The 11,746-nt window shown below is 43.4% G+C and carries 11 protein-coding genes; 6 read left to right on the top strand and 5 right to left on the bottom strand.

Features of this window, described 5'->3' with window-relative positions; genetic code table 11:
- Positions 1 to 25 precede the first annotated feature (25 nt).
- Positions 26 to 703 carry a DUF2057 family protein gene (locus EX191_RS15260; protein WP_104972064.1) on the top strand — a complete coding sequence of 226 codons (678 nt, stop codon included), beginning with the start codon at positions 26 to 28 and terminating at the stop codon, positions 701 to 703.
- A 98-nt stretch (positions 704 to 801) separates the two neighbouring features.
- Here the strand turns inward: EX191_RS15260 and EX191_RS15255 are convergent, their stop codons facing one another.
- Complete coding sequence (locus EX191_RS15255; RefSeq protein ID WP_193447996.1) at positions 802 to 1,503, bottom strand: pseudouridine synthase; 702 nt, start codon at positions 1,501 to 1,503, stop codon at positions 802 to 804.
- Positions 1,504 to 1,814: 311 nt separating this feature from the next.
- On the opposite strand from EX191_RS15255, the gene EX191_RS15250 reads away from it, so the two are divergent.
- Positions 1,815 to 4,040, top strand: a complete 2,226-nt coding sequence (locus EX191_RS15250) for an NADP-dependent isocitrate dehydrogenase (RefSeq protein ID WP_193447995.1) — start codon at positions 1,815 to 1,817, stop codon at positions 4,038 to 4,040.
- A gap of 187 nt (positions 4,041 to 4,227) precedes the next feature.
- On the opposite strand, the gene cspD is transcribed toward EX191_RS15250, so the two are convergent.
- Complete coding sequence (gene cspD / locus EX191_RS15245) at positions 4,228 to 4,446, bottom strand: cold shock domain-containing protein CspD (protein WP_005378407.1); 219 nt, start codon at positions 4,444 to 4,446, stop codon at positions 4,228 to 4,230.
- A gap of 703 nt (positions 4,447 to 5,149) precedes the next feature.
- Between cspD and clpS the strand changes: the two genes are divergently transcribed.
- Positions 5,150 to 5,470, top strand: a complete 321-nt coding sequence (clpS, locus tag EX191_RS15240) for an ATP-dependent Clp protease adapter ClpS (protein ID WP_031780157.1) — start codon at positions 5,150 to 5,152, stop codon at positions 5,468 to 5,470.
- A gap of 50 nt (positions 5,471 to 5,520) precedes the next feature.
- Positions 5,521 to 7,788 (top strand): ATP-dependent Clp protease ATP-binding subunit ClpA, encoded by a 2,268-nt coding sequence (gene clpA, locus EX191_RS15235; RefSeq protein ID WP_005390700.1) that lies wholly within the window; start codon positions 5,521 to 5,523, stop codon positions 7,786 to 7,788.
- Between the two features lie 135 nt (positions 7,789 to 7,923).
- Here clpA and infA read toward each other — a convergent pair whose 3' ends face one another.
- The 3 genes from infA to aat all read right to left on the bottom strand — a co-directional run bounded on the left by infA (position 7,924) and on the right by aat (position 9,629).
- A complete protein-coding gene (infA, locus tag EX191_RS15230) occupies positions 7,924 to 8,142 on the bottom strand; it encodes a translation initiation factor IF-1 (RefSeq protein WP_001040192.1) in 219 nt (72 codons plus the stop codon).
- 81 nt (positions 8,143 to 8,223) lie between these two features.
- Positions 8,224 to 8,925 (bottom strand): arginyltransferase, encoded by a 702-nt coding sequence (locus EX191_RS15225; RefSeq protein ID WP_145474280.1) that lies wholly within the window; start codon positions 8,923 to 8,925, stop codon positions 8,224 to 8,226.
- Complete coding sequence (gene aat, locus EX191_RS15220) at positions 8,922 to 9,629, bottom strand: leucyl/phenylalanyl-tRNA--protein transferase (RefSeq protein ID WP_048626183.1); 708 nt, start codon at positions 9,627 to 9,629, stop codon at positions 8,922 to 8,924. The genes EX191_RS15225 and aat overlap by 4 nt, the downstream gene beginning before the upstream one ends.
- A gap of 39 nt (positions 9,630 to 9,668) precedes the next feature.
- Here aat and EX191_RS15215 point away from each other — a divergent pair, with 39 nt between their 5' ends.
- A complete protein-coding gene (locus tag EX191_RS15215; protein WP_193447994.1) occupies positions 9,669 to 10,145 on the top strand; it encodes an outer membrane lipoprotein in 477 nt (158 codons plus the stop codon).
- Positions 10,146 to 10,435: 290 nt separating this feature from the next.
- The gene (aroA, locus tag EX191_RS15210; RefSeq protein ID WP_046874732.1) at positions 10,436 to 11,716 is read left to right on the top strand and encodes a 3-phosphoshikimate 1-carboxyvinyltransferase; all 1,281 of its coding nucleotides are present in this window, start codon (positions 10,436 to 10,438) and stop codon (positions 11,714 to 11,716) included.
- Positions 11,717 to 11,746 lie beyond the last annotated feature (30 nt).

Raw genomic sequence — 11,746 nt, 5'->3', positions numbered from 1 at the left:
TATGAAGATAAGGATGAAAAACTCTATGCAGTTATCATTAAAAGTGGCAATGGCGTTGTCTATTCTTGCCAGTACAAACCTTTATGCTGCAACGACTTTAGTGGTTCCAGAAGACGTGAAGTTACTCGCCGTCAATATGGAGAAGCCAAAACTTGAGGGGGGACTTTTCTCTAGTGAGAAGACAATTGAGATCCCCGACGGAACTAACCAAATTGTCTTCAAATATCAACCTGCTTTTGAAACAAACGAAAACCTTAAGACAGTTTACAGTGACGTGATCATCGCTAAGTTTGATGTTGAAAATGAAAAACTAAAGTTTGAACTACCAGAGTTTAAAACTCTTCGTCAAGCGCAAAACAACATCTCACCTTTAGATTGGCAACTTCTGGACACCAAAGGTCAACCTATTGCTTTGGTCGAAGATGTATTAGAGTCAGATGGTGTTCAGATTGGTCGTAATTACCCTCAAGAATCTCGTAACTACAATATTGCAGGAGGTATCGCGAGTGTTGCTGTTAGTTATGTAACTGTGAACCAGCATCAGCAATCAGTAAGCGATATTGAACCTCGAGTTGAGACTAGCGATACCCGAACAATAACAGTGCCTGAAGACAGTCCAATGGTTGATGTATTAAAGACGATGTACAATAAAGCGTCTCCAGCGGAAAAAGAGGCATTTAAAAACTGGCTAGCTGAGCAGTAATCCCTCAATTTGTTAGATAGGGTTTGACGGAAGAGGTTGAAACGCTTCCAAGAATCTAAAAAGCAGGCTTTAAGCCTGCTTTTATCTTTTCTGCCGTATTAGAGAGAGATTTCTCTCCATTCACCAGGCATTAGGTCGTTAAGGACGATATCACCCATCGAATGACGGATGAGGCGCAAAGTAGGGAAGCCAATGTGTGCAGTCATGCGACGCACCTGGCGATTTCTTCCCTCAATAATGGTAATGGCTAGCCACGTTGTTGGGATATTTGCCCGAAAACGAACAGGAGGGGTTCTATCCCAGACTTGTGGTTCTGGAATCACTTCAACTTCGGCTGGTAGGGTCATACCATCTTTTAGCTCTACTCCCTTTCTCAATTTTTCAAGATCTTGCTCTAGAGGAGCGCCATCGACTTGAACCCAATAAGTCTTCGGGGATTTTGACTTTGGCTGCGTGAGCTTCGCCTGCAAGATGCCATCGTTAGTGAGCACCATCAAACCTTCGCTGTCTCGGTCCAATCGGCCAGCCGCATAGACATCTTTGATTGGGATATAGTCCGCTAACGTTTTGCGACCATCGCCATCGGTAAATTGACTGAGCGTATCGTAAGGCTTATTGAAAATAATGACTTTACGATCTTTGGGGGCCACTTTTGGCTTTTGGCTTTTTGTTGGGCGATTAGGGCGACGGTCTTGCTGAGTACGAGTCTTCGAGCCATTGCGAGCTCCTGAGTGTTTAAAATGGCCCGTTTTAGACTGGTTACGACTGCGACCTTTTTCCTGACCTGTACGAGATGACATGTTAACTACCCTGCAAAAATGTAAATGAACTGTGTTTGAAAGTTTTAAGTTTTCTCATGATCGGATATGATTTGCGCGCCTAAAACTAACAAACGCGCACAGAATGATAGACTAATTCGTGTTATTTGTTTAATTATATCAGTGCACTCATGGATTCAGAGCTTAGAGCTTCAAACTACAACAAAGAGTGCGAACCGCATGTGGCGTTAGTGAGGAGACATGTACTGCTAACGTGCAGCAATGCGTCAATTAAACCAACTCAGACGCTGAGTTGATCAGCCAACAAGTTGATTAAAAAATAGGGAAATTTCATGCCTACAGAAAAACCTACAATTATCTACACCATCACTGATGAAGCGCCGGCGCTAGCAACTTATTCATTACTACCAATCATTCAATCATTCACAGCATCGTCTGGCATCAATGTAGATACTCGTGATATTTCACTAGCAGGTCGAATTATCGCTAACTTCCCAGAGCATCTAAAAGAAGAACAGCGCATTGGCGATGCGTTGACTGAGCTTGGTGAACTGGCTCAAACTCCAGAAGCAAATATCATCAAGCTGCCTAACATTTCAGCTTCAGTTCCTCAGCTTAAAGCGGCGATTAAAGAGCTTCAGGCGAAAGGTTACGATTTACCAAACTACCCAGAAGAACCGAGCACGTACGAAGAGAAAGCGATTAAAGCGGCTTACGACAAAATCAAAGGTAGTGCGGTTAACCCAGTACTTCGTGAAGGTAACTCAGACCGTCGTGCTCCAACTTCGGTTAAGAACTACGCGAAGAAAAATCCACATTCAATGGGTGCGTGGTCATCAGAGTCTAAGTCTCATGTTGCGAGCATGTCAGACAATGACTTCTTTGGTAGCGAAAAGTCCACGACTATCTCTGGTGCAACAGAGGTAAAAATCGAGTTTGTTGGTAATGACGGTACAGTTAAAGAGCTCAAGTCTGCGTTCCCATTACTAGATCAAGAAGTCATTGACACTTCAGTGATGAAGAAGAAGGCGCTGGTTGAATTTTTCGAGAAAGAGATTGCTGAAGCGAAAGCACAAGACGTGCTGCTGTCTCTTCATATGAAAGCGACAATGATGAAAGTTTCTGACCCTGTCATTTTCGGCCATGCAGTAAAAGTTTACTACAAAGACGTTTTCGATAAGTACGGCAAGCTGTTTGAAGAGCTAGGCGTTGATGTAAACAATGGCATCGGTGATGTTTACTCAAAAATTGAGTCTTTACCTGAAGCGCAAAAAGCAGAAATTGAAGCGGCCATTCAAGCGGTTTACCAAACTCAACCAGAACTTGCGATGGTTGACTCTGATCGTGGTATCACAAACTTACATGTACCAAGCGACATTATTGTAGATGCTTCTATGCCAGCAATGCTTCGCTCTTCTGGTCAAATGTGGGGACCAGATGGTAAACAAAAAGACACCAAAGCGATGATACCAGATCGTAGCTACGCAGGTATTTACCAAGCGGTGATTGATTTCTGTAAAGAGCACGGCGCATTTGACCCGACCACTATGGGTAGCGTGCCTAACGTTGGCTTAATGGCTCAAAAGGCAGAAGAGTATGGTTCTCACGACAAGACATTTATTCTAGACGCAGCGGGTACTGTTCGCGTTGTTGATACTGCGGGTAACGTATTGTTAGAGCAAGCGGTTGAAGAAGGCGATATCTTCCGTATGTGTCAGGTGAAGGACGCACCAATCCAAGATTGGGTTAAACTAGCAGTGACTCGCGCACGTGCAACAGGTGTTCCAGCCGTATTCTGGCTAGACGAAAACCGTGCGCACGATGCTGAACTCATTAAGAAAGTAAATACCTACTTACCAGAGCACGATACTGACGGTCTAGAGATTAAGATCCTATCTCCTGTTGATGCTTGTAAGTACTCGCTAGAGCGTATGAAAGCGGGTTTGGATACTATCTCTGTAACGGGTAACGTTCTTCGTGACTACCTAACAGACCTGTTCCCAATTCTAGAGTTAGGCACGTCAGCTAAGATGCTATCTATCGTTCCATTGATGAATGGCGGTGGTCTATTTGAGACAGGTGCTGGTGGTTCTGCTCCTAAGCATGTTCAACAAGTAGAAAAAGAGAATCACCTTCGTTGGGATTCTTTAGGTGAGTTCTTAGCACTAGCAGCATCCCTAGAACATCTAAGTGTGGTGGCAAACAACCCGAAAGCACAAGTTTTGGCGGATACGCTAGACAAAGCGACTGGTGAGTTTTTAGACACCAACAAGTCTCCATCACGTAAAGTGGGCGAATTAGATAACCGCGGTAGTCATTTCTACCTCGCACTTTACTGGGCGAAAGCACTTGCCGAGCAAACAGACGATGCTGATCTCGCTGCTGAGTTTGCACCGATTGCGAAAGCGTTGTCAGAGCATGAAGAAAAAATCGTCGCTGAGCTAAACAACGCACAGGGTGTGAAAGGAGAGCTGGGCGGTTACTACCTGCTAGACGATGCATTGGTTTCTAAGTTGATGCGCCCAAGCGAAACCTTTAACGCGATCATTAACAAGTAAAATAGATGAAAAGAGCACGTCGCTTTCGACGTGTTTCTTATTTTATCAATACTTTGTATGTGGTCTATCTGCATTTCATAAGCTACAAATAGTAAGAAACCCGCTATCTTGGCGGGTTTATTTTTCTCTTCAGAACATCAAAATGATGTTTCGAGAGCAATATTTTTATTTTTCGACAGCGCTCTAATTATTTGGCTTGACCTTCAAGAGGCACGACGCTACTCGCGTGACAGCCTTTGGGACCTTTTTCAATCTCGTATGAGACTTGTTGGCCTGCTTTCAGTGTACGATAACCGTCCATTTGGATAGTTGAGTAGTGGGCAAAGATATCTCCCTCTTCTTCATCTGAACAAATAAACCCAAATCCTTTGGCATTGTTAAACCACTTTACTGTACCTGTAGCCATGCTTTTACATCCCTCATGCATTTTTTACTGAGTTGTTACAACAACCAAGTTATACCTTTAACTTGGTACTACTATTGTCAGCGAACGCTAACAAACATCTAGTCAATGAGAAATCACATTCACCAAGCTGCTTAAAAACAAATGGATTCAAAATGACGATTTATGCATCAACACTTTCCACTGTAGTCAATGAATCCCGACAGTCAATAGCATTAAGCAACAAACAGAAACATAATTGAAAACAAATCACTTTTGAGATTAACAATTTTGCAAACAGTTTTTCGTATATACGCGGAAGTTTGGTCAATTAGCCTGCAAAGTAGTATTCACTGGAAAAACCATACTGTTCGTGTTGCTTATGATAGACGAATCCTCTAACTGAATAAAAAATGAAGTTTTCGTGATAATTACCCCATTCTCAGTTAGGAAGTGTGATCTCGGTAGAAGACTGAGAGATGTTTTGCAATAGCTCGGAGGGGTAAAAAGAAAGTTATTTTATAAGTAAAAATGTGTAACTTATCGACAAGCATCTTTTATTTGCGCCCCCTCAAGACCTGCATTAGTCTCTATATTAGGTAGCAACTTTTATCGATCAAAGATCGAATTCGGTGCCATATCTCACTACACCGCGCTGCACGCTTGTGGTAGATTGTTTTTATAGGTCGAAAACATCAACCCTTTGATACGATATCTTTGAATTGCCATGAGTAAAAATTTTGAATGGGTCACTCCGGACTCTGATCTTCTGGAGCGAGAAAGTACGAAAGTTCAGCCACCTAAGCTGTACAATGTTGTACTAAATAATGATGACTATACACCTATGGATTTCGTCATAGAGGTACTTGAGCGATTCTTTTCACATGACATTGATAAAGCGACTCAGATCATGCTCAAGATTCACTATGAAGGAAAGGCAATCTGTGGCACATACAGTGCAGAAATTGCCGAAACAAAAGTAGCGCAAGTTACGATGTACGCAAGGGAAAATGAACATCCGCTACTTTGCACTATGGAGCAAGCGTAAACAAAGAAGACTTGCTCGAACAACCCAAGTTGTTTTTTCGGGAGGTACTTATGCTAAATAAAGAACTAGAGTCAAGCCTTAACGGTGCATTTGCTCGGGCGCGAGATAAACGCCACGAGTTTATGACTGTCGAACACCTCCTACTTGCATTATTGGAAAATGATGCAGCTAAGGAAGCCCTTTTAGCTTGTAAAGCGGATCTTGACGCTTTACGTAACGAACTCGATATATTCATCGATCAAACTACGCCTCTTATCCCAGACAGTGATGAGACGCGTGAAACCCAGCCGACTTTGAGTTTTCAACGTGTGCTACAACGCGCCGTCTTTCATGTACAGTCGTCTGGCCGCAACGAAGTAACAGGTGCAAACGTGCTTGTGGCGATCTTCAGTGAGCAAGAGTCGCATGCCGCCTACCTACTGAAGAAAAACGACATCTCCCGATTAGATATTGTTAACTTTATCTCCCATGGTATTACTAAAGCGTCAGGTGCAAGCGAAGACCCATCATCAGATTCGTTCAGTTCAGAGAGTGTCGAAGAGCCGAATTCTGAAGAACGTTTGGAAAGCTTTGCGACTAACCTTAATCAGGTCGCTAAAGATGGCAATATCGATCCACTGATTGGTCGCGATAAAGAGCTAGAGCGCACTATTCAAGTACTTTGCCGCCGCCGCAAGAATAACCCATTATTAGTGGGTGAAGCCGGGGTAGGTAAAACAGCCATCGCAGAAGGTCTTGCTTGGCGAATTGTAGAAGGGCAGGTCCCGGAAGTTATTCAAAACAGCGTGATTTACTCATTGGATATAGGTTCTCTATTGGCTGGTACTAAGTACCGTGGTGATTTTGAAAAACGCTTCAAGGCGATTTTGAAACAGCTTGAAAAAGAAGAAGATGCAATTTTGTTCATCGATGAGATACACACAATCATCGGTGCGGGTGCGGCTTCTGGTGGTCAAGTTGATGCCGCAAACCTTATCAAACCTCTACTAAGTAGCGGTAAGTTGCGTTGTATCGGCTCGACTACATACCAAGAATACAGCAACATTTTCGAGAAAGAGCGTGCGTTGTCCCGTCGTTTCCAAAAGATAGACGTTGTAGAGCCTTCTCTGGATGACACAACTAAAATCTTGATGGGCTTGAAGCCGAAGTACGAAGCACACCATGAAGTACGTTACACCAATAAAGCACTGCGTGCCGCGGTAGAACTTTCGGCGAAATACATCAATGAACGTCATTTACCAGATAAAGCCATTGATGTCATTGATGAAGCTGGCGCTCGCAGTCGTCTTGCTCCTGCAAGCCGCCGTAAGAAAACGGTTGGTGTTGCCGATATCGAAGCGATGGTTGCCAAGATGGCACGAATCCCAGAGAAGTCGGTTTCTTCTTCAGATAAAGACATCTTGAAGAACCTAGATAGCAAGATGAAGATGTTGGTATTTGGTCAAGATAATGCGATTGATGCATTATCCGAAGCGATCAAGCTGACACGTGCAGGTTTGGGCGTGGATAACAAACCAGTTGGTTCATTCTTGTTTGCTGGCCCTACTGGGGTGGGTAAAACAGAGGTGACGGTGCAGCTATCTAAGCTTCTAGGGATCGAGCTACTTCGTTTTGATATGTCGGAATATGGTGAGCGTCACTCCGTGAGTCGCTTAATTGGTGCACCTCCTGGTTATGTCGGTTACGACCAAGGTGGCTTGCTGACAGACGCTGTTATCAAGCACCCACATTCAGTCGTATTACTCGATGAGATTGAGAAAGCGCATCCAGATATCTTTAATTTGCTATTGCAAGTGATGGATAATGGTACGCTAACGGACAACAACGGTCGTAAAGCAGACTTCCGTAATGTCATCCTCGTTATGACAACCAACGCGGGTGTGGCTGAAACTGAGAAGAAATCAATTGGTTTGATTCAGCAAGACAACAGTCACGATGCGATGGCGGAAATTAAGAAGGTATTCACTCCTGAGTTCCGTAACCGTCTTGATAACATCATCTGGTTTAACAGCCTTGATGAAAGCGTTATCCATCAAGTTGTTGATAAGTTTATTGTTGAACTGCAGGTGCAACTTGATGCTCGTGGCGTATCAATGGAGGTATCGCAAGATGCACGCCATTGGTTAGCGAATAAAGGTTATGATAAGGCGATGGGTGCTCGCCCAATGGGACGCGTTATCCAAGAGCAACTTAAGAAACCTTTGGCTAATGAATTGTTGTTTGGCTCTCTAGTCGACGGCGGCACTGTGAAAGTAACACTAGTGAATGACACACTTAAATTTGAATATTTGAGTGAGAAAGAGGCAGCGATGCATTAATTGCTCCGTAGGGAAGTAAAAGCGCACGATTTTATCGTGCGCTTTTTGTTTGTCTGAACCTACTCGGAAATAAAAATCATGCAATAAAAAACGGAGCAAACTGCTCCGTTTTTTATTGCATCCGAAAATCAGAGATTAACGAGCGCGGAAGACGATGCGGCCTTTTGACAGGTCGTATGGAGTCATCTCTACAGTTACTTTGTCACCCGTTAGGATACGGATGTAGTTCTTACGCATCTTGCCAGAGATGTGAGCAGTCACAACGTGACCGTTTTCAAGTTCAACACGGAACATAGTGTTTGGTAGAGTGTCAAGGACCGTGCCTTGCATCTCGATTACGTCTTCTTTAGCCATTTAATCCTCTTTAGAAATTAGGCAATATTAGCGGTCTATATTCTGCCGCTAAATAGTAATTATGTAAAGTTGAGGCGTATTCTACCCTCGCCAACGCTGATTTACTAGCCTTTGGTGGCGTTGAAAGCGTGTTTTATAGTTCATTGCTGGACACTCATCAATCTGATAACCCAAATAAAGCCACTGTTGTTTGTTTTCTTGGCAGTATTTTATTTGATAGAGCACTGCCAAAGTGCCAAGAGATAACGGGTAGTCAGGGTCAAAAAAAGTATAAAATGCACTCGAACATTGAGTCATTACATCCGTTACCGCAATGGCGAGTAATTGATTTGACTCATCGTAAATATGCAAAAATGAAGTGGTCAACCAGCTGGTTTGGGCAAACCGATAAAATTCATCACGCTTTGGTGGATACATAGTGCCGTTTTTATGCCGTTTGCAGATGTACCGACTGTAAAGCGCAAACCATTCCTCATCCATTTCGGGTTTCATTTCCCAACGTAAAGGCTGTGCTTTACTGAGCAGCCTCTTCTGACTTTTTGATAGTCTAACGTCTGGAATCGAGACTCGAATTGGCTGGCAAGCGGTGCAATGCTCGCAGTGCGGTTTATATATGGTATCTCCACTACGACGAAAACCGTTAGCCATCAGTAGTTGATAGTTTTCTTCAGTATGCAGCCCTGCATCAAGTGCCACCGCCACACGCTCTTGCCGTTCAGGCAAGTAACTGCAAGGGTGATTATTCGTTAATCCAATTCGAATATGTTGTATATCCGTACTCATACTGAATCCTGCAAAACTTGGGGCTTATAGGTATCAAATAGTGTTTGTTTTTCTCTTAAAGATAGTAGTTTTTGCATAAACTCGTTACGCTCTAGTTCAAATGCGCCAAGTGATGCCAAGTGCGAGTTCATAACCTGACAATCGATTAATTGACCTTGCTTTGACGCCAAATGGTTGCATAAGTACCACAATGCAATTTTAGATGCGTTATCTTTTAGGCTAAACATCGACTCTCCGCAAAAAAGCTGACCAACGCAGATGCCATATAGTCCCCCAATGAGCTCGTTGTCATGCCATACTTCTACAGAGTGACAGTGACCAAGTTTAGCTAACTCAATGTAAGACGCTTGCATTTCCTCGTTGAGCCAAGTTTCCTCTGCAGGACGTGTTGATGAACATAGTCTAATCACTTCTTCTGTCGCGAAATTGAGCGTTACTTTATAGTTATGTTTACGCTGAAATTTTTTGAGACTTTTAGACGGTTTAAACGCTAAGGGATCAAAAACAGCGCGTGGGGAAGGGCTCCACCATAGAATAGGTTCTCCAGGACCATACCAAGGGAAAATGCCTTGATAGTAACCATTGAGGATTCTCATGGGATCTAAGTCACCGCCAAAAGCAAGCAAACCATTGGGATCGCTAAGTGCTTTATACGGTGAGGGAAAGTTGAACGTATCATCGAGTTCAGTTAAATAAATAGCCATAAGAAGTCGTTACCAACATTAGAGTCAGAGGAGTTTATGATGACCTGGTCAAGAAATATTGTGAAAGTATGGCTTTGGATCATACTGTTTTTCCCACTTGCCGCCAACGCAGCATATGAAAGAAATGTTGCCAAGCCGGTAAATGAAGTGGTGTATGGGAAGATTGACTCTGTCCGTTATATTACTCAGCAAGAGGTCGTTCAATCGAAAAATAATGGTTGGAAAACGCTACTTGGTGCCACAATAGGCGGTTTAGTCGGCAATCAATTTGGTGGTGGTACTGGACGAGAAGTTGCGACGGCAGTGGGTGCACTTGCAGGTGTAGCGGTTGCACAAAATCAAAGTAATTACCAATACACGGTTGAATATAAGTTAGTTGAGCTACTCATCAAAGTGAAGGGCGACAAGCTGATTAATGTTATCCAAGATGTTGATAAAAATATGCTATTTAGTCGAGGGGATGAAGTTCGTATCTTATATTTTGATGATGGAGTCAGGGTTGATATCGCTTATTAATCCTACGTTATTTTAACCTAAGGTAGCCTAACCAGGCATGCACAGTAGGGCTGGCTTATCGTCAAATAAAGTCGAAATAGCTTGCTGTTTCGTCGCGCCTCTTTCGCTCTTATTTACATCGCTGGCAATGCCTTTAATTCTGCATCTTTAGGCTACTTGAGTATATTCATAAATTAGCGCCGATTTGCTCTGGTTTTGTCGTGTTTTTTTGGGTAGTCTGAATTCACGAAGAATTGTTTAGCTCTCATAAAAAATCGTATGTTGAGGGCACAAAGGATTATCAACTTTTAATGGAAAGCCTAACGTTACAACCTATCAATAAAATTCAAGGGGAAGTGAATCTTCCTGGCTCTAAAAGCGTTTCTAATCGAGCTCTTTTACTTGCTGCTCTTGCTAAAGGCAGAACTCGCCTTACTAACCTCCTCGACAGTGATGATATCCGTCATATGCTGAATGCGCTGACTAAACTCGGCGTTCAATACCAACTTTCCGAAGATAAAACAGAATGTCTCGTTGAAGGCCTTGGGCGTCCGTTTTCTGTCTCAGAACCGGTAGAGTTATTTCTCGGTAATGCTGGCACTGCGATGCGACCATTAGCTGCGGCTCTTTGTCTTGGAGAAGGGGAGTATGTACTGACGGGCGAACCTCGTATGAAAGAGCGTCCAATTGGTCACCTTGTCACGGCACTGAAAGATGCTGGTGCGAACGTTGAGTACATGGAAAACGAGAACTTTCCGCCTCTCAAAATAGTCGGTACTGGCCTAAAAGCAGGTACAGTTTCTATCGATGGATCCATTTCAAGTCAGTTCTTGACCGCTTTCTTAATGTCTGCGCCATTGGCTGAAGGTGAAATTCGCATCAACATCGAAGGCGAGTTGGTTTCTAAGCCTTATATCGATATCACCCTGCATATCATGAAGCAGTTTGGGGTCGATGTGATCAACAACGACTATCAAGAGTTTGTGATTCCTGCCGGTCAGCAATACATCGCTCCAGGTGATTTCTTGGTTGAAGGTGACGCGTCTTCTGCTTCTTACTTCTTAGCGGCGGCAGCCATCAAAGGCGGAGAAGTTAAAGTCACGGGTATCGGTAAAAACAGCATTCAAGGTGATATTCAATTTGCTGATGCGCTTGAAAAAATGGGTGCAGAAATTGAATGGGGTGATGACTACGTAATTTCACGTGTTGGTCAATTGAAAGGCATCGATATGGATTACAACCATATCCCTGATGCTGCAATGACCATCGCGACAACAGCGCTATTTGCCGAAGGCACTACTGCTATTCGTAACGTTTATAACTGGCGTGTAAAAGAAACAGACCGTTTGTCAGCTATGGCGACGGAATTACGTAAAGTTGGTGCGGAAGTGGAAGAAGGGGAAGACTACATCATCGTCAAACCTGTCTCTCAGTTAAAGCATGCTGCGATTGATACTTACGATGATCATCGAATGGCGATGTGTTTTTCGCTGGTGGCACTTAGTGATACGCCTGTGACGATTAACGATCCAAAGTGTACGTCGAAAACGTTCCCTGACTACTTCGACAAACTTAAGGCTTTAAGCTGCTAAATATTCTGACCTGAAACAGGAAAGCCAGAG

The organism is Vibrio chemaguriensis, assembly GCF_012275705.1.
Classification (GTDB): Bacteria; Pseudomonadota; Gammaproteobacteria; order Enterobacterales; family Vibrionaceae; genus Vibrio; species Vibrio diabolicus.
The sequence above is the reverse complement of the archived record's forward strand: the minus strand, read 5'-3'. Positions and strand labels throughout refer to the sequence as shown.